The sequence below is a fragment of the Natronosalvus caseinilyticus genome (genome assembly GCF_017357105.1).
Lineage (GTDB): Archaea > Halobacteriota > Halobacteria > Halobacteriales > Natrialbaceae > Natronosalvus > Natronosalvus caseinilyticus.
In genome coordinates, this window is record NZ_CP071596.1 from 381,332 (window position 1) to 405,436 (window position 24,105).

Consider the following 24,105-nt stretch of genomic DNA (forward strand, 5'->3'; position numbering starts at 1 on the left):
GAGAAAAGCGAGATAACATTAATAACAATTGCTCCCATCGACACCAACAGAGACCGATGACAATGATAATGTCTAGCGTTCGTCCGAGAACCAGTGATCCACGCGCAGGCAGGGTCGTACGGTTCACCGTCCACCAATGAGTACCGAAGAACGCGTTACCGGGACGGCCACGACCGACGCCCCTAGCGAGTCGAGACCGCTGATCGGCCGCGTCGAGGATTTGCACCTGCACTTCGACACGAATCGCGGCGTCGTCAAGGCGCTCGACGGCGTGTCGTTCGACGTCTACGAGGGGGAAACGCTCGCTCTGGTCGGCGAGACCGGCTGCGGAAAAACGATCACCGCGCGAAGTTTCATGCAACTCGTTCCGACGCCTCCAGGACGATACGTCTCGGGACGAGTTCTCTTTCGAACCACCGAGGACTGCGCCGCCTGTGGGGGCACTGGCTGCGAGGAGTGTTTCGGGGAAGGGAAGGCGTTTGAAGACCTCCTCGAGCGGACTCCAGGAGAGATGCAACAGCTTCGCGGGAAGCGCATCTCCATGGTGTTCCAAGATCCGGACACCGCGCTCAATCCGTCGCTACGAATTTTCGATCAGATCGCCGAGAGCATCCTCTCTCACCACGGCGAAGAGGTGATGCGAGCGGCGGGCGTCGCCCCGGAGAACGTCAACGCCGCGATGTACTACGTCCTCGAGAACCAGTGTTCGAACGAGCGGTCGGTCGTCAAATCGCTGTTGAGCGAAATTCCGCCCCTGCGAAAACACAAGAAAGCGATCCGGGCTGAGCTCCGTGACCGTGTCGTCGAGATTCTGAACGACACCAACATTCCGAATCCCCCGGAGGTCATCAAGAAGTATCCACACGAACTCTCCGGCGGGATGAAACAGCGTGTGATGATCGCGATGGGACTCGTTTCCAAGCCGGACCTGCTGATCTGTGACGAGCCGACGACCGCGCTCGACGTAACGATCCAGTCGCGCGTGCTGGACCTGATGAACGACCTCAAGGAGAAGTACAACACCAGTCTCATCTACATCACGCACGACCTGACGCTCGTCGAAGACATCGCCGATCGAGTGGCCGTGATGTACGCCGGTTCGATCGCCGAGATCGGAACGGTCGATCAGGTGTACAACAACGCGATGCACCCCTACACGTGGGGGCTGCTCAACTCAATCCCGAACGAGGCGAACCTCGGCCAGGAGCTCCGGGGAATCGGCGGATCCATCCCCGATCTGACGCAGCCGCCGACTGGGTGCCGGTTCTGCACCCGTTGCCCCGAGGAGATGGACCACTGCTCGACCACGGTTCCACCAATCGTCGAACAGGAACCGGGGCACCGAGCGAGTTGTCACCTGTATCCCGAAGAGCAACACCAGGTCGTCAGGGAGGCGTACGATCCAATGGAGGAGACCGATGAGCACTAGCGACCTACAGATGGACGAACGAACCGATAGCACGGAGTCGAACGTGATGGTCCTCGGGTTCGGCCTCAAGAAGTACTACCCCATCCGGGCGGGAATCCTGAACCGCCACGTCGGTGACGTACAGGCGGTCGACGGGGTCGACCTTCGAATCGAGAGCGGGCAAACGGTCGGACTCGTCGGCGAAAGCGGGTGTGGGAAGTCGACGCTGGCCCGACTGCTGGTCAGGCTCGACGAACCGACCGACGGCCACATCTACTTCGACGTTCCCAGCGACGTCGCCGACGAAATTACCGACCTCGAGACCGTCGACCACCGCTCCGATGCCGAACAGGACCGCCTCGAGACGCTTCGCGAGGAGTACGAGATAAATTCCCTGCGCGACGATAGACAGGCCGATTTCCGTCGCAACGCGCAGTTCGTCTTCCAGAATCCAACGTCGTCGCTGAACCCGCGCCAGTTGATCAAGGACATCGTCGCCCGGCCGCTCAAACTCCACACCGAGCTGTCGATCGACGAGCGGGAGGCTCGCGTGGTCGACTTGCTCAAGGAGGTCGGTCTGGGCGAGGACTTCATGTACCGGTACCCGCACATGCTCTCGGGCGGCCAGAAACAGCGTGTCGCGATCGCGCGGTCGCTCGCTCCGAACCCGTCGCTCGTGGTCCTCGACGAGCCGACGAGCGCGCTGGACGTGAGCGTCCAGGCGCAGATCCTCAACCTGCTTGAGGACCTGCAGGAGAAACACGGGTTGACGTTCCTCTGTATCACGCACGACCTCGGTGTCATCCGGCATATGGCGGACGAGATTTCCGTGATGTACCTCGGACAGATCGTGGAGCGGACGTCGACCGATCGGCTCTTTTCGGCCCCGAAACACCCCTACACCGAGGCGCTGATCTCCTCGAGTCCGGCGATCGAGACGAACGAGGTTATCCACCTCGAGGGAGACGTTCCGGAACCGGAGAATCCGCCGACCGGGTGCCGGTTCCACACTCGGTGTCACAAGGTGGAGTCGTTCTGTGGCTGGAGCGGACGGGACCTGTACGACCTGCTCGACCGCCACGCCGGCGAGGAGGGCGAGTTGAGACGGCTCTACGACGGGATCGAATCGACGTCGTTCGACGGCTACGAAGCCGCGTTCGACTTCGCCGACGACGTCGACGTCGACCGGGCATACCACGTGTTGACCGGGGAATCCGACCATCTCCGTGCACACAAGCCGATGCTGTTCGACGCGATCAGGTCGGCCGACGCATCGAACCGGCAGGTAACGATCCAGTTCCAGCAGGTCGACCAGCCCGCGTTGCGTCTGGACGAGGAGAATCACGCGGTCGCGTGTTACCTCTACAAGTGACGCGTCGTCGGTCCGTCGACTGTTCCGTTCGGGATGGTCGATATCACTAAATATCTTCGGTCGGCATCGATACGTATGCACCGAGCACTACTCGTCGTCGACCCGATCGACCCGACCAAGCAGTTCGTCAAAGAGGCCGGTGAAATCGTAGACGCGGTAGGAGCCGAGCTCCTCCTCCTCCACGTCACGAGCGAATCGGAGTACAACGAGACACAGAAGGCGTTAAACGACCTCAATACCAGCGAAGGTGGCTCGTACGGCGTTTCCCAGGCCGAAGCCGGGGCGAAGCAACTCGCCGAGGAGGTCGGTCGGGACGTGTTCGGCGCCAACGGCCCGTCCTTCGAGTCCGTCGGGCGCGTCGGTGACACGTCGTCGCAGGTGCTCAAGGTAGCGGAAGACCGCGAGTGCGACCACATCTTCATCGCCGGTCGCAAACGCTCACCGAGTGGGAAGGCGATTTTCGGCGACACGGCACAGCGCGTCATCCTGAATTCGAACGTGCCCGTCACGGTGACGACGTACGAAGACTGAGCACCTCCGTTTCAGACCCGGACGAACTCGGCCGGGTACGTCTGGAGATTTTCCGGCCCGTCCTCGCGAATGACGACGGTCGTCCCGAACTGCAGGCCGACCCGTTCGTCCGGCGTGGCGACGTTTGGCTGGACGACGATGACCTGTCCGGGTTCGAAGGTCCACGTTTCCGTGAGTGAATCGTCGATACCGGGCCAGTAGTTCGATTCCTCGACGCCGATGAAGGGGTGGCGATAGCCGCTCCCGTAACCGTGAACCAGCACGTCGTAGTTCTTGTAGGGCGAGTGCTCGAGGGGCGCCATCGCGTCGGCGACGTCCCTGGCAGTGTTTCCCGGTTGAAGGGCGTCGAGGATGCCGTCGTACGTCTCTCGAGCGACGGCGAACGCGTCGGCGTACTCGCGAGACGGTTCCGAATCGACGACGTAGGGTCGGTGAATCTGCGTCTTGTAGCCCCTGAAGCCCGCCGAAATCTCTGTGGTGACGACATCGCCCTCCTCAACCGTCCGAGCGGACGGTTGTTTCCACGGGAGTGGTTCACCCGGTCCCGCGCTCTCCTGCGGAGCCGAGGAAATAAACGTCGCACCGAGAGCCCCGCCCGCTTTCGCGCAGGCGTCGGCGAGGACGCCGGCCAGTTCTCGCTCCGTGACGCCGGGCTCGAGCGCCGTCTCGAAGGCGGTCATCGCCTCGTCCAGGAGGGTCGCCGAACGGCCGAGCACCTCGCGTTCGGCCGGACCGGTGACGCTGATGAGCCGGGTGACGTCCGCGGTGACGTCGACGAGTTCGCCATCGAGATTGGCCTCGAACTGCATCGCGTGGTCGTGCGGGACGGAGAGGCCGTATCGGGGATCGCCGGTCGAGAGGCCGATCCGGTCGCCGTCGACGCCCGCCTCGCGAAGCCGATCGATAACCGTCCCGGCCGGGTCGGGGAGCATCGTATCGACGTCTTCGGCAACGCTGGATTCCCGAACGTACTGAACGTGGTTGCTGATGCCGACGAGGACGGTCGTCGGCTCGTCGGGGTCCGCGAAGACGAGCAGGTACGTCGCGAACGGCGGCCGGTAGTCGAGCAGGTATCCGATCGTGTCGGCGTGGAACCCGCCGTCGCCGTAGACGACGAGCGCCTTCAGGTCGCGCTCCTCAAGGAGTTCTCGAACGGCGGCATAGCGGCGGTCGAACTCCGCGTCGTCGAAGCGCTCGTAGTAGGCCTGGCGGTCGTTCTGTTGACCCAGTCTGTATCGTGCCATCAGGCTCGCATTCGATTGGTCGAGGTATCAAGATACCCCTCGAGCCACCGTGGTCCGTCAGGGAGCCCGTTACTCGAGCGACGGCAGTGGCGAGAACGATCCTCGGATGAGGCAAACGGTTTTGTCGACGGCGCAAGAGTACTCGCCATGGATCCGACAGCCGTCACGTCGCCCGGCCTCGGGACGATGGGGTTCGAAACGCCCGACGCCTGCACCGAGAGCGTTCGAACCGCGATCGAACTCGGCTACCGGCACGTCGACACCGCCCAGAAGTACGGCACCGAAGCCGCCGTGGGCGCGGGAATCGAGGCGGCGAACGTTCCTCGCGAGGACCTCACAGTCGCGACGAAAATCGAGGAAACGAACCTCGCGTACGACGACGTCATCGAGACGGCCGCGGCCAGTCTGGATCGACTCGGCCTCGAGTCGGTCGATCTGCTGTACGTCCACTGGCCCGGCGTGACCTACGATCCCGAGGAGACGCTCCCGGCGTTCGACCGCCTCGTCGACGATGGCGTCACCAACGCCGTGGGCGTCGCGAACTTCTCGTCGGACCTGCTCGCCGAAGCGCGGGAGGTTCTCGAGGTGCCGATCGTCGCCCATCAGGTCGAGATGCATCCCCTGCTCCACCAGGAGCGACTCCACGCAGACGCCCTCGAACACGACACGACGCTGGTGGCGTACTGTCCGCTGATGCGAGGGAAGGCGTTCGACACGCCGGAACTGCTCGAAATCGCCGCCGACACCGGACACTCCGTCGTCGAACTCTGTCTCGGTTGGCTCGCCTCGAAGAAGGGCGTAGTGCCGATTCCGAAGGCGACCGGGGAGCACCACCTCCGGGAGAACTACGCGGCGACGGATCCGCTCTCACCATCGGTTCTCGAGCGACTGGACGCGATCGACCGCGAGCACCGCGTGGTCGATCCGCCGGAGAAAGCGCCGTGGAACCGATGACCCGGGCTATGCGAGCGATGCGCATCCACGAGTTCGGCGACGGGAGCGTCCTGCGACTCGAGGACATCGAGCGGCCGAGCCCGGACCCGACCGAGGTCCTGATCGAGGTGCGTGCTGCCGCCGTCAACCCGTTCGACGCGACCGTCCGCGAAGGACTCGTCGAACCCGACGACGGACTCCCGCACGTTCTCGGCGGGGATGCGTCGGGGGTCGTCGCCGCCGTCGGCACGGACGTCTCCGCCTTCGAGCCCGGCGACCGGGTCTTCGCCACCGGTCTCGGACTCGACCGTCCGGGCACGTACGCGGAGTACGTCGCGGTGCCCGACCACCGGGTTGCCCACCTCCCCGAAACCGTCGGCTGGTTCGAGGGCGCGGCCGCCGCCGAGCCCGTCACGACCGGGCTCCAGGCGCTCGCACGCGGCAATCTCGGGCTGGACGACGTCTGTCTGGTACAGGGGGTGACCGGCGGCGTCGGCCACGCGACTGCTCAGCTCGCCCGCGAGGCCGGCGCGTTCGTGGTCGGCACGTGTCGGGCTGGCGCGACGGACGACGCCCGACGATTCGGCGTCGATGCGGCCGTCGATTACCGAGGCGACGATCTGGCTGATCGAATCCTCGAGGCGACCGACGGTCGGCCTGTGGACGTGGTCATGGAGACCCACGCGGCGGCGAACGTCGCAACGGACGTCGACGTCCTCGCCGGCGGCGGGACCGTCGTCGTTTTGGGCGAGGACGGCCCGATCACAATCGAGAAACCCGTCGCCGGGGCTGCGAAGGCGAAGCAGGCCGACCTCGCCTTCAGCTCTCACATGCGAGCGACTGACCACCACGGGGAGGGGCTCGAAACGGCGGCCCGGCTGCTGGGTCGGGGCGACGTCTCGGCCGAAGTCGCCGCGACATACCCGCTCGAGGAGGCGGGCGAGGCCCAGCGCCGGTGTCTCGACGGGGGGACGGTCGGCAAGGTCGTTCTCGACGTCTCGGGGGATCGCTGAGGCTGTCGTTCGAAGCAGAACGCTCTTTCCGCGTCCGGAGTCAGTCGAGTCACGATGTGCTTTGACGTACCGGAGGTGCTGACGTATCCGGAGAGACTCGAGCAGGAAGCCCGGTTCGGCACGGTCGAGAGCAGCAAGGCCACCTCGAACCTGTATTCACCGGTGACGGGGAGTCGTCGCCGTCAACGAGCGCCTCGTATCCGAGCCGGAACTCCTCGATAGGGACACATACGGCGAGGGATGGCTACTCGAGGTGGATTTCGAGAACGAGCTGAAGGAGGGACCGCTCGGCCGACGAGTATTGCGAGTGAACGGAGTGAAACGCGCTAAGCCTATGTCACAGAACGTCGACGTACACCGAGTGGCACATCAGACGGGTTAGAACCGGACGACGACTTTGATCGCACCGTCGTGTCGGTTCTCGAAGGTGTCGATCGCCTCGAAAAAGTCCTCGAACTCGAATTCGTGGGTGAGGATCGGATTCGTCCGAAAGTCGCGCTTCGCGAGCAGTTGCGTCACGCGGTGAGCACTGTTCGTTCCCTGGGCTTTGACGCCGTGGAGGTCGATGTCATCGGCGACGAGTTTCGAGGTCGGAATCGGGCTGGTCCCCTCGCCCGGATTCCCCAGGAGCGCGACGTTTCCGGCCGGGGCGGTCATTTCGACGGCCTCGGCGATGGTGTCGTGGCGAGCGGCGGTCTCGATCACGACGTCCGCTCCCTGTCCGTCGGTGAGTTCCATGACGCGCTCGACGGGGTCCTCCTCGGTAACGTCGACCGTGTGATCCGCGCCGACCTCGCGGGCGACCTCGAGGCGGTCCTCGCGCGTCCCGGTCATCACCACCTCGCTCGCACCCCTGAAGTTGGCGCACTGGACGGCGGTGAGACCGATCGCGCCCGGCCCGATAACGACGACGAAGTCCCCGGCCTGCACGTCGGCCTTCTCGACGGCGTACTGCGAACAGCCTGCGGTCGTGATCAGCGTCCCCTCGCGGAAACTCAGTTCGTCGGGGAGGTGGTGCAGATTTCGTTCGCCGATCGCACAGTAACGGGTGTATCCGCCGTCGACGGTGAACCCGTGGTGTTTGTGCCCCATCGACTCGTCGCCGTAGTTCAGACACGCGGTGTACCGGCCGACCTTGCAGTTCTTGCAGAACCCGCAGGCGTCGTGGGTCTCGTCGGCGACCCGATCCCCGACCTCGAATTTGTGCGTGTTCGGCCCGAGTGCGACGACTTCACCGGTCCACTCGTGGCCCAGGACGACGGGGTATTCTGCGCCGGGCCACCCGTGATCGCGCATCTTCAGATCAGTGCCACACACCCCGCAAGCGCGGATTCGAACGAGCACTTCTCCCGACTCGGGCTCGGGGACAGGGACCTCCTCGATCGAGAGGTCGCCCGGTTCGTTCAGTACCGCAGCCGGCATCCTCCGCTGGCTAGCCATACGGACACCTCCGTCCGATCGGTCATAAACGTGTGGTACGTGCTGACGTCCAGCGGACTACCGTGCGGCGACCGGCCGCCTGACTCAGGGATACAGCCCGGCCGTCGCCTTCACGCCGCCGTCGACCGTGAGGTCCTCGCCCGTGACGTAGCTCGCGTGATCGGAGGCCAGAAAGCAACACGCGGAGGCGATGTCCGCCGGTTCCGCCAGTCGGTCGAGCGGAATTCGGTCCAGGTCGTAGAGATCGCCTTTCTCCTCGAGCAGTCGATCGATGCGCTTGACGCGGGTCATGCCGGGACTGACGGTGTTGACCGTGATCCCGTGTTCGCCGAGGGCGACCGCGAGCGACCGGGAGAGGCCGATCAGCCCGGCCTTGGTCGCCCCGTAGAGGCTCATCGCCGGGACGCCGACGTGGGCGACGACGCTCGAGATGCCGATTATCCGGGCGTCGTCGACCGACTCGTCGTCGATCACGCCGCGGGCGAATCGCTGAGAGCACGTGAACGCGGCTCGGAGGTTGACGTCGAGCATCGTCTGCGTCTCCTCGAGGGTCTGCTCGAGCGGGTCGTTCGCGAGGTTGGCCGCTGCGTTATTCACCAGCACGTCGGGCGTCCCGAGTTCGGCCCGCGGGTGCTCGAAGAGCGCGTCGATCTGCGCTTCGTCTCCGAGGTCGGTCGGCACGGCGACGGCCTTGACACCGCAGCTGCGGGCCGCCTCGGCCGTGTTCTCGATCTCGGACTCCGTTCTGGCGGTCACCACGAGGTCCGCGCCCGCGTCGGCGAACGACAGCGCGATTTCCTCGCCGATGCCGCGTCCGGCGCCGGTCACGACTGCGGTTCGGGCGGTCAGATCGAATCCCATGGTCGAAGCATGGAAGGGACCATAAAATAGGTTCGCGTCGCTCGCCCTCGAGCGATAGAAAGGTTTTCGTCGCATGCCGACGAGTGACAGGACATGGCTGCGAGGAACGGCGACCAGGTACCGGAACGGATGGAGGCAGTGGTGCTCCACGGCGTCGATGACTGGTCGCTCGAGACAGTCGAGGCACCCGGATTGACCGACGTCGAGAACGTCGTCTGTCGCGTTCGTGCGACGACGATCTGTGGCTCGGATCCGAAGATGTTCGCCGGGAGGCTCCCGTGGCCGCCCGAGTATCCGTTCATTCCGGGCCACGAGTGGGCTGGGGAGGTAGTCGCGGTCGGCAAGGGCGTCCACCGCTTCGAACCCGGCGACCGCGTGTTCAGCGAGACCCACTCGGGTTGCGGATTCTGCACGCAGTGTCGCCGCGGCAACTACCAGCTCTGCGAGAACTTCGGGAACAACGAGGTCGGCCACCGCCAGATCGGCCACACCCTGAACGGCTCGTTCGCGGAGTACGTGGCCGTCCCTGAGGACCTGCTCTACCACCTCGACGACTCGATCTCCTGGCCCGCGGCGGCCCTGATCGACACGAACGCCATCGCGCTCAACTGCACCGTCCGGGGCGAGATCGATCCTGGCGACACCGTCGCCGTCTTCGGCACCGGCATCATCGGTCTCTGCTGCGTCCAGCAGGCACAGGCCCTCGGCGCGGATCGCGTTATCGCGACGGGAAACCCCCGGAACAACGAACTGGCGGCCTCACTGGGTGCCGATCACACCGTTCCGTACGACGCCGACGTCGTCGACGAAATCCACGACCTGACCGACGGCACCGGCGTCGACGTTGCCCTCGAGGCCGTCGGCGTCGAGGAGAGCGTCCAACAGGCGATCGATGTGACCAGGGAGGACGGGACGGTCAGCCTCGACGGGATGCCGACCGACGACTACTTTCGGCTTCCCGTGGCCGACATCGTCAAGCGCGAGATCGACGTCCGGGGCTGTCGCGCCCACTCGAACCTCGCCGAGGCGAGCGAACGGATGGTTCGAAGCGGTGCCGTCGAACTCGACTCGCTGGTCACCCACGAGTTCCCCCTCGAGGCGTTTACCGAGGCCTACGAGACGTTCACCGGGGGCGACGACCTCGCCGTGCGGGTGGCGCTGCGTAACGGCTGACGAGTATTCTTCGATCGACGACCCACGACCAACGAATCACGAACACGAACCCATGACCCGACAATTTCCCGAGATCGACCCGCAGGAACCGACCATCGTCCAGACGGACGTCGAACTTGCCATCGCCCGCGACGGCATCGACTGGGAGGCCGGCGACGTCCTCACCCTCCCCGAGGGCGTTCGAATGAAGATCGTCAACGAGAACGACGCCGAGGCCCGGACGGACTTCTTCGTCAAATTCCCACCCGGCTACGTCGAACCTGAGCACACCCACGAGGGCGCCCACGCCTCGCTCGTCCTCGAGGGCCGAATGCTCGTGGACGGGCGCGAACTCACACCGGGCGACTACTACTACGGGCAAAACGTCCCTCACGGCCCGATGGAGTATCCCGACGGCTGTACGATGTTCGCCTCGTTCGTCGGCGGCGACGTCGCGCACGAGGAACAGTAGGAGTAGGCGACTTACTTTTTGGCGATACCGGACTCGAGCCCTGGACCCAGGTCCTCAAGCAGAACCGTCGCGCAGTTCCGTCCGGGCGCGCCGCTGACGCTCCCACCCGGGTGGGTGCAGGCACCGGTCAGGTAGAGTCCGTCGACCGGACCGCGGTAGTCCGAGAACCCGGCGGCCGGACGGCGGTCGTCGTACTGGTCTGGTGTGTAGTCCCCGCCGTGGCACGACCCGCGGTAGTTGTGCGGGTTGCGCCGCTCGAGGTCCAGTGGGCTCTCGACGTAGGAGTCGATGACAACGTCTTCGGTGAAGTTCGGGGCGTGCGTCCGGAGGTGCTCGAGCAGGGCGTCGGCGACGGCCTCCTTGCGCTCGTCCCAGGTTTCCGGGCCATCGGCGTGGTCGTACGGGAACACGCCGACGAGTTTGTAGGTGTGTTTGCCCTCCGGAGCTCGCGTGTCGTCGGCCACGGACGGGCACAGCGAGAGGATGAACGGGTCATCGAGGTGAATCTCGCCCTTCTCGAACGCGACCGTCGCGTCAAGGAGGTTCTCGACGCTGCCGACCGTCCCCATCGCGACGCTCTCGAGGTCACCGTCCTCGGTCCGATACCGAGGCGGTTCTTCGGCGGCGTAGTGGGCCGCGAACATCGAGAGGCCGGCTTTCCAGTTTTTCACGCCATCTGCGAACGCCTCGGGGAGGTCCGCCTCGGGGATCATGTCCACGAGGTCGGTGACGTGAACCGTCGAGACCACTGCTTGGGTCGCGCGGTAGGTAGTTCCGTCGGCCGTTTCGACGCCGACGGCAGTCCCGTCCTCGACGAGAAACTCGACGACCGGCTGGTCCGTGTAGACCGTCGCACCGTGGTCGAGCAGGCACGACTCGAGTGCCTCCGGCAGCGCGGCCGACCCGCCCCTCGGGAGTACCCAGGAGTTCTTCTGACGGCCGTAGGTCAGCGAAAAGGCCCGCAATCCGCCACCAGGGCGATCGATCGGTTTGATCGTCATGAACGCCATCCACGCCAGGAACGCGCGCGTCTTGGGGTGCTCGAAGCGCCGCTCGAGGATGTCGAGCGGACTCTCGAGGCTCCGTCTGATCCACGCCTCGCCGTCCGGTGCCTTAGCGAGCGTCTCCGGAATCGTTCCCTCGGAGGGTGGCGAGTACCGCGCTCGTGTGTAGTAAGGAGCGATCTCGGCGTAGTCGTCGAGGAGATTGAGGTACGCTTGCGCGTCGGCTTCCGAGAACTTTGCGAACTCCGCGGTCGTCCGCTCGCGGTCGCGCCACATCGTGAGGCTCGTCCCGTCGTCGAAGGGAATCGTGACGACGGGGTCGGGCCTGATGTACTCGAGTCCGTAGGTATCGAACAGCTCGAGCTCGTCGTCCTTGATCGTCGGACTCGCCTGGATGAGGTTGTGGGCTGTCGAACACGAGTCGTGTTTGAATCCAGGCTGAGTCAGCTCCTCAGTGGCCGTGTCGCCGCCGATGGTCTCCTGGGCTTCGACGACACCCACGTCGAACCCGCAACGAGCGGCGTAGGCGGCGGTGATGAGACTGTTGTGTCCGGCACCTGCCACTACTATGTCGTGCGTTGGCATACACCAGTAGTGGTCTCTGTGGTCCCATAAATCTACACCTCTCGCCAGTGACTGCAGCCTCGAGTCGAGAGAAACCGTCCCCGTCAACTATAATACGTCGGACTGGTTGGTATGAAGTGGATGGCAGAATCTACCACAGACGTGGATCAATCGCTTCTCCTCGAACGAATGGAGTTGATCCGCCGATTCGAAACGCGCGTCGGCGAGTTGTTCGCCGACAACGAGATTCCGGGGTTCGTTCACCTCTACATCGGGTCGGAGGCCGTCGCCGTCGGCGCGTGCTCCGCGCTCGAGGAGTCGGACTACATCACGAGCACCCACCGAGGGCACGGACACGCCCTCGCGAAGGGGCTGGATCCGAAGAAGATGATGGCCGAGTTGTACGGTCGGACGACCGGGTACTGTAACGGCAAGGGCGGGAGCATGCACATCGCGGACGTCGACGCCGGGATGCTCGGCGCCAACGGCATCGTCGCGGCCGGGACGCCGATTGGCGGCGGGGCGGCGTTGGCCTCCCAGATCCGCGGCGACGGCGACGTCGCCGTCTCCTTCCTCGGCGACGGTGCCACCTCCAACGGCCCGTACCACGAGGCGCTCCACCTGGCGGCGCTGTGGGACCTCCCCCAAATCTACGTCGTCGAAAATAACCACTACGGCGAGATGACCAGTGTCCACGACCAGCACCCGGTCAGCGACCTCGTCAAGCAGGCCGACGCCTACGACGTTCCCGGCGAGATCGTCAACGGCCAGGACGTGGAGGAGATGTACGAGGCCTCCCAGGAGGCCGTCGAGCGCGCCCGTGACGGCGACGGGCCGACCGTCATCGAGGCCAAGACCTACCGGTACAAGGGCCACTACGAGGGCGACCCACAGTGGTACAAGGAGAACGAGGACCTGCCCGACTGGCGAACGGCCGACCCGGTCGAGACCTACAGCGAGAAACTGATCGACGCGGGCGTCATCTCCGAGGACGAGTACGAGGAACTGGGCGAATCGATCGAGAAGGAACTGGACGAGGCAGTCGAGTTCGCGAAGGACTCGCCGCTGCCGGAACCCGACGCGGCGTACGAGGGACTGTACGCGGAGGAACTCTAACATGGCAACGACACCGACCGTCGACACCGACGGCGAGACCGAGGAGATCAGCGTCACGGAAGCACTCCGTGAAGCGATGCACGAGGAGATGGCCCGCGACGAGGACGTCTTCTTGCAGGGAATCGACGTCGCCGATCGTGGCGGCAGTTTCAGCGTCTCTGAGGGATTACTCGACGAATTCGGGCCGACCCGCGTCCGGGATACCCCTATCAGCGAATCGGCCATCGTCGGCACCGGCCTCGGAGCCGCCGCCGCTGGAATGCGCCCGGTCGTCGAGATCATGTACTCCGACTTCATGGGTGTCGCGTTCGACCAGATCATGAACCAGGTCGCGCTGATGCGCTACATGTTCGGCGGGAAACTCGACATCCCGCTGACGATCCGGACCGTCGACGGCGGCGGTTTTTCGGCGGCTGCACAGCACTCGAAGACGCTCCACTCGCTGGCAATGCACCTCTCGGGCATCCGCGTCGTTGCCGTCTCGACGCCATACGACGCCAAAGGCCTGCTCAAGAGCGCGATCCGCCACGACGACCCCGTCTTCTTCTTCGAGCACGCCAACGTCTTCAACAAGAAAGGCGAGGTACCCGTCGAGGAGTACACGGTCCCGCTCGGTGAAGCCGCCGTGCTCGAGGAGGGCGAGGACGTGACCGTCGTCGCCACCCAGGCGATGCTGTACGAGGCGATGGACGCGATGGAGCAACTTGAGGGCGACGTCGACGTCGAACTCATCAGTCCTCGCACCCTCGATCCCCTCGACATCGACACGATTGCCGCGAGCGTCGACAAAACCGGGCGCGCGGTCGTCGTCGACGAGACGCCGCTCATGGCTGGCGCCCAGGGCGAGATCGCCGCCCAGATCAACGAGGAAGCGTTTTGGCGACTGGACGCCCCCGTCGAGCGCGTCGGTGTGCCAAACGTCCCGATCCCGTTCAGCCCGCCGCTCGAGCAGGAAGTGATTCCGCATAGCGGCGACATCGTGACGGCGATCCGGAACACCCTCTGAGCAATGCGAGTAGACTGCCACACCCACTTTCTGCCGTCGCCCTTCCGGGACCGCCTGCGGGAGGCCGACGGCGAGGTTCGTATCGAGCGCCGCGGCGACCAGGAGTTCGTCTGTCATACGACCGGGTCGTTCCCCCTCTTTCCCGGCTTTCGGGATCCCGAGGCGCGCCTCGAATGGATGGACGACCAGGACGTCGACACCACGCTCGCGTCCGTCTCGACGCCGAACCCGAACGAGGGGCCGATTTCGGTCGACGAATCCAGAACCCTGGTCCGGGCGATCAACGACGGGTTCGCCGACCTGCAGGACGAGTATCCCGGCCATATCGCCGGACTCGGGACGCTTCCGCTCCGCGAACCCGACGAGGCGGTCGCCGAACTGGACCGCATCGCGGACCTCGGCCTCGCCGGCGTCGCGCTGCCGACGACCATCCGCGGCACGAAACTATCTCACCCCGACCTCGAGCCGGTATTCAACCGACTCGACGACCTCGACCTGACCGCGGTGGTGCATCCTGGGCGAAACGAGGTGAGCCACACCTTCGAGGACGAGGAGTGGATCTTCAACCCGCTCGCCGTCTTCCCGACCGAGACAACGATCCAGGTCGCCCGGCTTATCTTCGACGGCTTCTTCGACCGTCACAACTTCGACCTCGTGGTCTATCACATGGGCGGTGCGCTCCCCTATCTCGTGGGGCGGCTCGAGCGCGGTCGCGACCAGTTCCGACCGGGTCCGGACCAGCACCCCGAACGGCCCGTCGTCGAGTACCTCCGGGAGTTCTACTACGACACCATCTCGTTTCACCCGCCGGCGATGGACCTGGCGGTGGAGACAGTCGGTGCCGAGCGCCTCCTATTCGGCACGGACTATCCATTCGGGATGGAGAAGGCCGATCAGACGCTCGACGACCTCGAGGGACTCGAGCTAGAAGACGAAGTGCGGGCGGGCGTCATGGGCGAGACGGCGGCGACGCTCTTCGATCTCTGAACCGGAGCTCCCGGCACGAGTATCAGTCGACCGTCCACCGGTCGGAGCAAGTCGATACTGTTCATCGGCTGGAACGTGTTGGTACGAGTGTTTGCGCTCGCTGAAGCCCTGAGCGAAAGCACAGTCGAGCCGTGATCAAAAAGACCTAAACTATTTTCTACGTTGGATCGGTAGGAGGTAGCAATGATGCGTCCGTCGAAGGTCTCGATGTGTGATAGAGCGATGGCCACCTCGTTCGAGGGGCCAGTTACGGGGCCATGATCGACGTCTACGCCCTCGCCCTGCTGACCGCGCTGCTGTGGGGATTCACGCCGATTCTCGACAAGCGGGGGATGCTCGGCGGCGGCACTCCGCTCCAGGCGTCGATCGTCGTCGTCATCGTCGACAGCTCCGTCTACTGGATCGCTATCGCCGCGCTCTCGGGATCACGGACGCCGTTCGACGGCGTTTCCCTCCGCATCGTCGGCCTGTTCGTCGTCGCCGGCTTCGTCGGTACGGCGCTGGGGCGGCTTTCGTTGTTCTTCGGAATCGATCACCTCGGAGCCAGCATCAACAACGCCGTGTTGAGCACGCGCCCACTGTTCGCGACGATCGTCGCGGTAGCGTTTCTCGGCGAAGCTGTCTCCCTCAAGCAGGCCGTCGGCATCGTCGTCATCGTCGTTGGTCTCACGATTCTCACGACCGCACGCGGCGGCGACCTCGAGGGCTGGACCTCCTGGCACGTCGTCTTTCCGCTGGTGGGCGCCGCCGCGTTCGGCGTCTCGAACGTCATCCGTCGGTACGGACTGACGGAATCCCCCGTAACGGCGCTCGAGGCCGTCGCGCTCAACGAGACGGCGGGATTCGTCGCGCTCGCGGCGTACGCGATGGCGACCCAGGGACGGGACATCGTGGACCTGCCGCGCCGGTCGGCGGGCTACTACGCGGTCAGCGGCCTCTTCACCGCGGCGGCGTTCATGGCGCTGTTCGAGGCGCTCGACCGCGGCTCGGTGTCGATCGTCGATCCCCTGTACGGGACGGCGCCGCTGTTCACGACCGTCTTCGGGTACTTCCTCCTCCGGGACGTCGAGCGCGTGACCGTCGGCATCGTCGCTGGCGCCGCCACGATCGTCCTCGGTGCGGTGCTGGTGACGACGGCGTAAGCGTTCGAGCGATTCGACGATCGGGTGGTCGGAAAACGCTTTGTCGATTCGGCGTGACGCTCCGCTATGGCGAACAGTGACCGCGGAAGTGACAACGGTAGTGATGGCGGTAGTAGCAGTACCAGCGACGGAATCCCTACCGCCAGGAACGTCGATCACGTCGGAATTACCGTCCCCGACCTTGAGGAAGCGATCGCATTCTTCGAGGACGCCCTCGGCTGCGAGACCATCTACCGAGCGACGCCCCCGGTCGACGACTCGGTTCAGGACTGGATGCACCGAAACCTCGGCGTTCACCCCGAATCCACGATGCGACTCGCGCGACTCCGGTGTGGCCCTACGACGAACGTCGAACTGCTCGAGTACGACGACCCGACCCAGACCGACGAGCACCCGAAAAACAGCGACGCAGGCGCGGCCCACCTCGCGTTCTTCGTCGAGGACGTCGACGCGGCCGTCGCCTACCTCGAGGACGTTGACGGCGTCGAACTGCAGGGTGAACCGCGGTACAACGAGGAGGGCCCCGAGGAAGGGCAGGTCTTCGTCTACTTCAGAGCCCCGTGGGGACTGCAGTTAGAGCTCATATTCACGCCCGACGACGTAGGATACACGAAGTCGACCGACGCTCGAGCGTTCGGTCCCGCGCCGGAGTGGGATGCCGAGCCGTCGTGGTCGTCCGAGTGATCGAGAGTCGGCCGTTCCTCGAGGTCCGCCCAGGGTCGAGCGTCTGGTCGATCGTCCCCCCCCCCCCCCCCTCCCTCGAGGCGAGGACCATGCAAACCTATAACGTGGTAGCGAAGTAGACACGAACATGGCGAATTCCGAGTACCACCGGTATCCCTGGGACGGCCCCGAAGACGACGCGATAGCGGATTCGGACGACGACCTCGACGACGGACCGACCGCGACGATGGTCGCCTCGAACGATCGAACGAACTACGTCCGCGTCCAGAACCATGCCCTGTACATCGACGAACCCGAACACCTCTCGCACTCGTTCAAGAAAGGGGGCCGAGGGGAAGCCCCGAGCGCGCTCGGCTACCTGTTGACGGCCGCGATGGGCTGTCAGGTAAACTCCCTCGAGCAGATGCTCCACAAGGCTCGGCTGACCGAGTACGAGATCGACGCCGAGTGCACGGGCTACACGTTCCTCGAGGACGACGTCAAGCGCGTCCAGAAGATCGACCTCCGGATTACCTTGAGCGTTCCCGAGGCCGAGGAGTCGCGGGCGAACCGCTGTCTCGAGGTCTACGAGAAGGGGTGCGTCGTCGGGGAGACGCTGAAGCGAGGGATCGACCTCAAGGTCGCAAAACGCCTCGTCCTGGACGACGACGTCGCCGAGTAGGCGACGGAAAACGTATTCTGTATGCCCTAAGGGTGTTTCAGAGAGTCGAGAATTAGAGATCTTTGAAGACGACCGTCCGGCAGAACGCCGCCTCGCCGTTGTCCCACTTCCAGGGGAACGAACCGATCGTTACGCGTTCGTTGAGCACGTCCGGGTGGTCGATGTCGCCGCCGAGGTTCTCGACCATCATCAGGTTCTCCGAGAGCGAGTTCTTGTGGACGTAGAGCCACTCGTCGTCGGGGAGCAGCTCCTCGATCGGCGCTCCGAGTTTCTCTTCCATCTCGCCCGGCAGGTCGAGGTCCTGACGGTAGTTCCGAATCGCCGTGTTGAGTGGATGTTCGATCGCCGGCGTGTCGTTACCGACCCACGGGAAGTCCATCTCGACCCACCAGTCGGTGAATTCCTTGTGCGGGCCGGGGTGTTTCGCGAAGTACGTGAGTTCGTTCGGGTTCTCGCCGGTCTGGAAGTACTCCTTCCAGCCGGTGTAGAGCACGAGGATGTCTCCCTTCTTGATCTCGAGGCCGGCCTCCTCGGCCGCCTCCTGGCAGTGTTCGGGTTTGATGATGTCGTACTCGCCGACCTTGTCGGAGATGTCGAGTACGAGTCCGGTGCCGAACAGTCGGTCCATCGGAATCTCGGAGATGTCCCAGCCCTCCGGATCGAAGTGAAGCGGTGCGTCAATGTGGGTGCCGATGTGTATCGCGGTGTTGATCTTTAGCGAGTGATTGACGTCCTTGCTAAAGCGGTGTACGGCCTGTACTTCGGGATCGTCGAAGTACGGCCACGGCCACGTATTCGCGCCCCACGGCTGATTGAGGTCGTATAATTCGACCATGTCTCTCGAATCGCAATCGCCCCTATTAAACCTTAGCACCGTCACAAAGTGAGGCACGCACGATAGGGCTCACGTGGCGCTTTCTGGTGTCCGAGACGGATCTGTCCGGTCAGTTCGTCGTGCCCGCGAGTTCCTGCTGGATTGCCGTCCGGTCGACCTCGTCCGGATCGCGGCCGGGGTACAGCATGACGCGGAATGCACCGCCCTCGCGCTCGCGGAACGCCTCGATCGCGTCCTCGAACTCCGAGAGCGCGAACCGGTGGGTGATGAGTGGGTCCACGTCGATCTGGTCGCGGGCGATCATGTCGAACCCCTCGCGGCAGATCCACTTTGGGTTCGCGACGCTCCCGTAGATGTTCTTGTGACCGACGACGATTTCTCGCAGGTCGACGTTCAGCTTCCGGCCGGGGCTCGTCGATCCGGCGAGGACGACCGAGCCCCCACGACGCGCCATCTCGACCGCCTGGGCGCTCGCGGCCTCCGAGCCGGCGAGTTCGACGACCAGATCCGGACCGCCACCGAGCAGGTCGGTCACGTGCTCGACGACGTCGTCGACCTCGTGGATATTGATCAGGTGATCCGGCCCCATTTCCCTCGCTGGCTCGAGGCGCTCGTCCCTGGTCCCCGTGAGGATCACGTTGTCGGCGCCCTGGTGGCGCGCGATCTGCACTGCGGCAAGGCCGATCGCACCGGGACCGATGACGACGACGTCGTCGCCGCCGCTGATCCCGGCGCGTTCGATGGCGTGGAGCGCGACCCCGGCGGTCTCGCAGAACGCCCCCTGATCGTAGTCCATGTTTTCGGGGATCACGTGCAATGCCCGCGTGTCGACGGCGACGTACTCGGCCAGACCGCCGTCGGTCGTGAAGCCGATATGGGCGTGACCGCGGTCGGTCTCCCCGTAGTGCTCACAGAGGTTGTAGAGTCCCTCCATACACCGCGGACACTCGCCACAGCCGACGTGCGGTTCGGCGGCGACGCGGTCACCGACGTCGAGTCGGGTGACGCCCTCACCCAGATCGACGACTTCACCGGCCCACTCGTGACCGGGGATGTGCGGATACGTCGTCGCCGGGTACTCGCCGCGGAGGATTTTCAGGTCGCTGCCACAGATCGTCGTCGACTCGACTCGAACGAGCGCTTCCCCGCGCCCCGGTTCGGGCCGGTCCACGTCACGAACGTCGACTTCGTTCGGTTCCGGAAAGACTACTGCTTCCATGGGTGTCTATCACACCCTTCTCGAGTGACACAGTTAAACGATGTCATCGTTTCGTGATAGGACGGTCTGGGCGGAAGAAGCGCTCCGGCGTGGGCAACTCTCCGACCGAACCCGGCAGTTTGCGACCGGCTCGGACGACGGCAACGATTAAGCTATTCCGTGTCACAGTGAAACTCGAGCATGGAACAGCGAGATCACCACCGATCGTCTACCACCCTCGTGGCCGACGTCGTCTCCTCGGTCGCTCAGCACGCCGGAACCGATCCCCTGGCGCTGCCGCCGCTTTACGAGTTCGTCGACGCGGATGCACTCGAACGACTCCTGAGCACTCCGGCGAACGACGTTTCGGTGACGTTCACCTACGCTGGCGTTCGCCTCGAAGTCCGGAGCGACGGTGCTGTGCGCGCGCTCTCGAGCGCTGAAGCGAGCGAGTGACGTGATAGCCAGCAGCGACGGCTATAATCGGTCAGCGGTCGTGCCGGCGTCGAACTGGTCGAGGTGCCGGCGTCGACTCTCCTCACCGATGAACAAACGTTATGATATAGCACGCGCTATCGACCAGGTATGAGCTTCGACCGAGCCTGGCAACTGTACGTCGACGGCGAGTTCGTCGAATCGGAATCCGAGAATCGAATGGACGTCGTGAACCCGGCTACGGGTGAGTCGTTCGCGACGGCGCCCGACGGAACGGCAGCGGACGCTCGAGCGGCCATCGACGCCGCCCGCGACGCGTTTGAGGAGTGGCGCTGGAGCGACCCGACGGACCGCGCCGCGCTCCTGAATCGAATCGCGGACGAAATCGCGTCTCACCGCGACGAGTTGATCGAACTCGAGACCCTGGAGAACGGCAAGCCCCTGTACCAGTCCGGAAACGACGTCGCCGCCGCCGAGAAGACGTTTCGGTACTACGCCGGCGGCGTCGACAAATTCTACGGCGACACGATGACACACACACCGGAGGAGGTGCGTCAGACCACGTACGAGCCCTACGGCGTCGTCGGCGCCATCATTCCCTGGAACTGGCCGCCGATGCACACGGCGGACTTCGTCTCCGTCGCGCTGGCGACCGGCAACACCGTCGTCCTGAAGCCGGCCCCCGACACCCCGCTGTCGTCGATTCGGATCGCGGAACTGGCTGCGGACATCGTGCCGGACGGCGTCTTCAACGTCGTCACCGGCGGCCTCGAGCCAGGAATCGAACTGACGAGTAACCCCGACGTGGACATGGTGACGTTCACCGGGAGCGACGCCAACGGCGAGAAGGTGCTGTCGTCGACCGCGGACAACATCACGCCGACGATGATGGAACTCGGCGGCAAGAACCCCGCGCTGGTCTTCCCGGACGTCGACCTCGAGCGAACGGTCAGCGGGGTGGTCCGGAGCGCCTTTTACAACAGCGGACAGGCCTGTTCGGGGAGCGAGCGCCTGCTCGTCCACGAGGACGTCTACGACGAGTTCGTCTCATCGATGGCCGATGCGGTGTCGAGCCTGGTCGTCGGCGACGGCCGAAACGAGGACACGCAGGTCGGGCCGATGGCCAACCAGGCCCAGGAGGAGAAGGTCCTGGACGCGCTCGAGTCCGCGCGCGAGGAGGGCGCGGAGGTGCTGGCGCAGGCGGACCTCCCCGACGAGTCCGACCTCGAGAACGGCTACTGGGCGCCGCCGACACTCCTCGGAAACGCCGACCGCTCGATGGACGTCTTCCAGGAGGAGATCTTTGGCCCAGTGATCGCCGCCGTCCCGTTCACGTCCGAGGAGGAAGCGGTCGACCTCGCGAACGACGTCGACTACGGCCTCACCGGGTCGGTCTGGACCGGCAACGTGAGCCGGGCTCACCGCGTGGCGGCCCAGCTCGAGATCGGGCTCGTCGCGGTCAACAACCCCAACCGCGGCGGCCTCGGCATCCCGTTCGGCGGCTACAAGCGGAGTGGAATCGGCCGCAAGAAGGACTTCACCGAGACGATGCGCGAGTTCACCCAGCCGAAGTCAATCAGGATCGACCTCACCGACGATCACTTCGATCTATAGGTCCGAACCCGTCGAGGTGGACGCTCAGTCGGCGCTCTCCGGCTTCCACGTACACTCCTCGCCGAAGAACGTGGTGTCGTGATCGCCGTTCGAGAAGTACTCGAAGACCTTCATCTGCTGGCCCTTTCGGGCGAACAGTCGGTGTCTGTCTCCCTCGCCGATCCAGGCAATCGTCCCGGCCTCGATGTCGTGTTCCTCGCCCTCGACCTCGAGGACGCCGTCACCCTCGAGGATGTAGAAGAAGTGGTCGGTTCCTTCGTGATAGTGTTCCGGACAGGCGACTTCGGGCCCGTAGGTGACGACGTCGACGAGGAGATCCCCGGCATCCGGAACGAGCCCCTTGTTGATCAGGATGTGTTTCGATCGGCCGTCGTGTTGACTGTCCATCTCGCCGGTCGCCGACTCGTGGTAAATCCTCGTACCGTCCCCCGCTTCGCGGAGGTCTTCGGCGTCGATCGCCGAGTCGGACAGGTCGCTGTGCGCGATGGAGTTCTCGGAGTCTGCCATGCATGCTGTCCTTTCACATGGGAGCACAAAAGTGTTCACGTCGCGACGACCGAAGGACGGACGTTCAGGACTGCTCGACGGTGATCGTCACCGACTGTTCGAGGTCGTCGCTGACGATCCGGTTGACGTAACACGCTCGTTCGGCCGTCTGGACGACGCGCTTGACGTCGGACTCGTCGGCGGGGGAGGTGACGGTGATATCGACCTCGAGTCGTTCGATGGCGTCGTGGTCCGGTTCCGCGTCGACCTCGACCTCGACCCGATCGATCTCGACGTCGCGTCGCTCCGCGATCGAGCCGATCATGAGCGTCAAGCAGGACGACAGACTCCCGAGGAACTGCTCGACCGGCGTCGGCGCCGTGTCGTCGCCGCCGTGATCCTCGGGTTCGTCCACGTCCCACTCGAAGCGTCGCGACTGGACGGTACCGCGCATGCTCCCGTCCGAGACCGCCCTCGCGCGACGACGCCCCTCGAGTTCGTCCGCGCGCTCCCGGAACGCGCCGGCTTGGTCCACACTCTCGCTCGAGGACCCGCCCCCGAGCGAGAGGAGGCGCGTCGGGTGCTCGAGTTCGTCCGCCAGGGCCTCGAGGAACTTCGCCGCGTCGGCCCCATCGACCGCGCGGTGATCGAACGTCAGCGAGAGGCCGAGGTGCGGTTCCACGTCGCCGTCGGCGGTCGGTTGTTGCGTGATCGTCCCAACGCCGAGGATAGCGACCTCGGGGACGTTCAAGAGCGGGTCAAACGTCTCGACGCCGAAGTGGCCGAGATTCGTGACCGTGAACGTACCGTCCGACAGATCCTCCATGGTGAACTCCCGGCTCTGGACGCGGTCGACCAGCTCGCTGCGGGCCGCGTTGATGCCGACTAAGTCGAGTTCATCCACGTTATCGAGAACCGGCGTCACCAGTCCGTCGTCCACGTCGACGGCCACGCCGACGTTGACGTTGGCCGCGAGTTTGTGGACGCCGCCCTCGTACACGGCGTTGAACTCGGGATGGTCCCGGAGCGTCCTGGCGACGGCCTTGAGCAGGAAGTCGGTGAGCGAGACCTGTAGATCGCGATCAGCCGAGAGACTGTCCTTGAGAGCGAGGAGCGACTCGACGGACGCCGACCGGTTGAGCGTCACCTGCGGCGCCTGTTCGGCCGAGGTCGTCATCTGCCTGGCGACGGATCGACGGAGCTGTGATCCCTGGCGCTCCTCGTAGATTCCCCGACCGGCCGCAGCCGGTGTATCGGGGATGGCCGGTTCAACCGCTTCCCCGAGCGTCCCCGCCTCGACGGCGTCGATCACGTCCCGTTCGACGACGGCCCCGTCCGGACCGCTTCCGTCCAGTGTGGCCAGCGCCGACTCGTCGACATCGAGATCGTTGTCGCGCACGTATGACCTGGCTCGAGGCGACACCTTCCCCTCGACTGCGAGCGCTGCGCCGCCACCCGCGCCCTCCGTCGTCGTAGCTGGTTCCCCGTCTGCCGGTTCTCCGTCGTCGCCCCCGCCGTCGTCGCCCTCGAGTTCTGCGAGGACGTCGTCGGGCACGCTCGCCCCTGGATCACCCACGTACGCGATCGGTGCACCGGGCTCGACCGCTTCCTCGAGGTCGACGAATCGCTCGAGCAAGACGCCGCCCTCGCGGGCTTCGACGTCGTTCGCGGTCTTTTCGGATTCGATGACGGCGATGACGTCGCCGGATTCGAACTCCTCGTCGGCGTCGACGGACCACTCGACGACGACCCCTTCCTCCATCGTCATCCCTAGCTGGGGCATGCGGACTGTGTAACCCATGGTAACACGTTAGATGCTACGGGGTAATATATATGACTGTAGCCTCAACGGAGGTTGTAGCGGCGAGCAGTCACGAGCAGCCACGATGAGTCGTCGGTACGGGATTCCTGTTGAATCGCTTCCAGCGAAACAATTATAATCGTGTC

General features: G+C 64.7%; 23 protein-coding genes and 1 pseudogene. 16 read left to right on the forward strand and 8 right to left on the reverse strand.

From position 1 onward, the window contains the following. Positions 1–136 precede the first annotated feature (136 nt). The 3 genes from J1N60_RS01875 (at position 137) to J1N60_RS01885 (ending at position 3,311) form a co-directional block, all read left to right on the forward strand. Positions 137–1,429: an ABC transporter ATP-binding protein gene (locus J1N60_RS01875; protein WP_312910242.1), complete on the forward strand. Its 1,293-nt coding sequence runs from the start codon at positions 137–139 to the stop codon at positions 1,427–1,429. After that, a complete protein-coding gene (locus J1N60_RS01880) occupies positions 1,419–2,780 on the forward strand; it encodes an ABC transporter ATP-binding protein (protein WP_312910244.1) in 1,362 nt (453 codons plus the stop codon). Before J1N60_RS01875 ends, J1N60_RS01880 begins: the two co-directional genes overlap by 11 nt. A gap of 75 nt (positions 2,781–2,855) precedes the next feature. Continuing rightward, a complete protein-coding gene (locus J1N60_RS01885; RefSeq protein ID WP_312910246.1) occupies positions 2,856–3,311 on the forward strand; it encodes a universal stress protein in 456 nt (151 codons plus the stop codon). An 11-nt stretch (positions 3,312–3,322) separates the two neighbouring features. On the opposite strand, the gene J1N60_RS01890 is transcribed toward J1N60_RS01885, so the two are convergent. Next, on the reverse strand, positions 3,323–4,555 hold the full coding sequence (locus tag J1N60_RS01890; RefSeq protein ID WP_312910248.1) for a M24 family metallopeptidase: 1,233 nt from the start codon (positions 4,553–4,555) through the stop codon (positions 3,323–3,325). 147 nt (positions 4,556–4,702) lie between these two features. Here J1N60_RS01890 and J1N60_RS01895 point away from each other — a divergent pair, with 147 nt between their 5' ends. The 3 genes and pseudogenes from J1N60_RS01895 to J1N60_RS20570 form a co-directional block, all read left to right on the forward strand. Continuing rightward, positions 4,703–5,509 (forward strand): aldo/keto reductase, encoded by an 807-nt coding sequence (locus J1N60_RS01895; RefSeq protein ID WP_312910250.1) that lies wholly within the window; start codon positions 4,703–4,705, stop codon positions 5,507–5,509. After that, a complete protein-coding gene (locus tag J1N60_RS01900) occupies positions 5,506–6,501 on the forward strand; it encodes an NADPH:quinone reductase (protein ID WP_312912637.1) in 996 nt (331 codons plus the stop codon). Before J1N60_RS01895 ends, J1N60_RS01900 begins: the two co-directional genes overlap by 4 nt. A gap of 217 nt (positions 6,502–6,718) precedes the next feature. Next, positions 6,719–6,883, forward strand: a pseudogene (locus tag J1N60_RS20570) (hypothetical protein); the annotation flags it as partial. Here J1N60_RS20570 and J1N60_RS01905 read toward each other — a convergent pair. Together J1N60_RS01905 and J1N60_RS01910 are read right to left on the reverse strand one after the other, a co-directional pair. Further along, positions 6,880–7,941 carry a zinc-dependent alcohol dehydrogenase gene (locus tag J1N60_RS01905; protein WP_312910252.1) on the reverse strand — a complete coding sequence of 354 codons (1,062 nt, stop codon included), beginning with the start codon at positions 7,939–7,941 and terminating at the stop codon, positions 6,880–6,882. The pseudogene J1N60_RS20570 and the gene J1N60_RS01905 sit on opposite strands and share 4 nt — an antisense overlap. Before the next feature lie 84 nt (positions 7,942–8,025). Continuing rightward, on the reverse strand, positions 8,026–8,802 hold the full coding sequence (locus J1N60_RS01910; protein WP_312910253.1) for an SDR family NAD(P)-dependent oxidoreductase: 777 nt from the start codon (positions 8,800–8,802) through the stop codon (positions 8,026–8,028). Between the two features lie 93 nt (positions 8,803–8,895). Between J1N60_RS01910 and J1N60_RS01915 the strand changes: the two genes are divergently transcribed. Together J1N60_RS01915 and J1N60_RS01920 are read left to right on the forward strand one after the other, a co-directional pair. Beyond that, entirely contained in the window at positions 8,896–9,975 is a 1,080-nt protein-coding gene (locus tag J1N60_RS01915) for a zinc-dependent alcohol dehydrogenase (RefSeq protein WP_312910255.1), read from the forward strand. Positions 9,976–10,027: 52 nt separating this feature from the next. After that, complete coding sequence (locus J1N60_RS01920) at positions 10,028–10,426, forward strand: cupin domain-containing protein (protein ID WP_312910256.1); 399 nt, start codon at positions 10,028–10,030, stop codon at positions 10,424–10,426. Between the two features lie 11 nt (positions 10,427–10,437). On the opposite strand, the gene J1N60_RS01925 is transcribed toward J1N60_RS01920, so the two are convergent. Next, a complete protein-coding gene (locus J1N60_RS01925) occupies positions 10,438–12,015 on the reverse strand; it encodes a phytoene desaturase family protein (RefSeq protein ID WP_312910257.1) in 1,578 nt (525 codons plus the stop codon). 120 nt (positions 12,016–12,135) lie between these two features. Here J1N60_RS01925 and J1N60_RS01930 point away from each other — a divergent pair, with 120 nt between their 5' ends. The 6 genes from J1N60_RS01930 to J1N60_RS01955 all read left to right on the forward strand — a co-directional run bounded on the left by J1N60_RS01930 (position 12,136) and on the right by J1N60_RS01955 (position 17,590). Further along, positions 12,136–13,110 (forward strand): thiamine pyrophosphate-dependent dehydrogenase E1 component subunit alpha, encoded by a 975-nt coding sequence (locus tag J1N60_RS01930; RefSeq protein ID WP_312910258.1) that lies wholly within the window; start codon positions 12,136–12,138, stop codon positions 13,108–13,110. A 1-nt stretch (position 13,111) separates the two neighbouring features. Then, positions 13,112–14,116 (forward strand): alpha-ketoacid dehydrogenase subunit beta, encoded by a 1,005-nt coding sequence (locus tag J1N60_RS01935; protein WP_312910259.1) that lies wholly within the window; start codon positions 13,112–13,114, stop codon positions 14,114–14,116. Positions 14,117–14,119: 3 nt separating this feature from the next. After that, the gene (locus J1N60_RS01940; RefSeq protein ID WP_312910260.1) at positions 14,120–15,103 is read left to right on the forward strand and encodes an amidohydrolase family protein; all 984 of its coding nucleotides are present in this window, start codon (positions 14,120–14,122) and stop codon (positions 15,101–15,103) included. Between the two features lie 257 nt (positions 15,104–15,360). Next, entirely contained in the window at positions 15,361–16,245 is an 885-nt protein-coding gene (locus tag J1N60_RS01945; RefSeq protein ID WP_312910262.1) for a DMT family transporter, read from the forward strand. Between the two features lie 66 nt (positions 16,246–16,311). Continuing rightward, entirely contained in the window at positions 16,312–16,929 is a 618-nt protein-coding gene (locus J1N60_RS01950) for a VOC family protein (RefSeq protein WP_312910264.1), read from the forward strand. A gap of 127 nt (positions 16,930–17,056) precedes the next feature. After that, complete coding sequence (locus tag J1N60_RS01955; protein WP_312910266.1) at positions 17,057–17,590, forward strand: OsmC family protein; 534 nt, start codon at positions 17,057–17,059, stop codon at positions 17,588–17,590. 52 nt (positions 17,591–17,642) lie between these two features. On the opposite strand, the gene J1N60_RS01960 is transcribed toward J1N60_RS01955, so the two are convergent. Both J1N60_RS01960 and J1N60_RS01965 read right to left on the reverse strand, forming a co-directional pair. Beyond that, the gene (locus J1N60_RS01960) at positions 17,643–18,425 is read right to left on the reverse strand and encodes a cyclase family protein (protein ID WP_312910268.1); all 783 of its coding nucleotides are present in this window, start codon (positions 18,423–18,425) and stop codon (positions 17,643–17,645) included. Positions 18,426–18,534: 109 nt separating this feature from the next. Further along, entirely contained in the window at positions 18,535–19,644 is a 1,110-nt protein-coding gene (locus J1N60_RS01965; RefSeq protein ID WP_312910270.1) for a zinc-dependent alcohol dehydrogenase, read from the reverse strand. Between the two features lie 180 nt (positions 19,645–19,824). On the opposite strand from J1N60_RS01965, the gene J1N60_RS01970 reads away from it, so the two are divergent. Together J1N60_RS01970 and J1N60_RS01975 are read left to right on the forward strand one after the other, a co-directional pair. After that, positions 19,825–20,079 carry a HalOD1 output domain-containing protein gene (locus J1N60_RS01970; protein WP_312910271.1) on the forward strand — a complete coding sequence of 85 codons (255 nt, stop codon included), beginning with the start codon at positions 19,825–19,827 and terminating at the stop codon, positions 20,077–20,079. A gap of 129 nt (positions 20,080–20,208) precedes the next feature. After that, on the forward strand, positions 20,209–21,672 hold the full coding sequence (locus J1N60_RS01975) for an aldehyde dehydrogenase family protein (RefSeq protein WP_312910272.1): 1,464 nt from the start codon (positions 20,209–20,211) through the stop codon (positions 21,670–21,672). Between the two features lie 24 nt (positions 21,673–21,696). Here J1N60_RS01975 and J1N60_RS01980 read toward each other — a convergent pair whose 3' ends face one another. Together J1N60_RS01980 and J1N60_RS01985 are read right to left on the reverse strand one after the other, a co-directional pair. Beyond that, positions 21,697–22,179: a cupin domain-containing protein gene (locus J1N60_RS01980; protein ID WP_312910273.1), complete on the reverse strand. Its 483-nt coding sequence runs from the start codon at positions 22,177–22,179 to the stop codon at positions 21,697–21,699. A 64-nt stretch (positions 22,180–22,243) separates the two neighbouring features. After that, positions 22,244–23,959 (reverse strand): 2-oxo acid dehydrogenase subunit E2, encoded by a 1,716-nt coding sequence (locus tag J1N60_RS01985; protein ID WP_312910274.1) that lies wholly within the window; start codon positions 23,957–23,959, stop codon positions 22,244–22,246. Positions 23,960–24,105 lie beyond the last annotated feature (146 nt).